The 303-nt window shown below is 61.7% G+C and carries 1 pseudogene; it reads left to right on the forward strand.

The window, feature by feature from the left end:
• Positions 1 to 206, forward strand: a pseudogene (locus EJK15_RS74090) (hypothetical protein); the annotation flags it as partial.
• Positions 207 to 303 lie beyond the last annotated feature (97 nt).

Below are 303 nucleotides of genomic sequence, written 5' to 3' on the forward strand. Positions count from 1 at the left end.
CGTTCTTTGACTCTGTGCCGTGGGATCTGGTGGTCAAGGCGGTCCGTGCGGTGTGCGATGTGCCGTGGGTGGTGCTGTATGTCAAGCGGTGGCTCGCTGCGCCGCTGGTACTGCCCGATGGCAGGCTTCAGAACAGAGACCGGGGGACCCCGCAGGGTTCAGCGGTTTCGCCTGTCCTAGTACGGCAGTCACCATTCGCAGTGTGACCAGCACGGATGCGCGATAGGCCGTTGCGATCTTGTGATGGGAAGCGGGCACAAAGAGAGCAGCCGCTCGTGATCATGCCTGTGTGACGAGTACAAG

Source organism: Nonomuraea basaltis (assembly GCF_005893125.1).
GTDB classification, from domain to species: Bacteria; Actinomycetota; Actinomycetes; order Streptosporangiales; family Streptosporangiaceae; genus Nonomuraea; species Nonomuraea basaltis.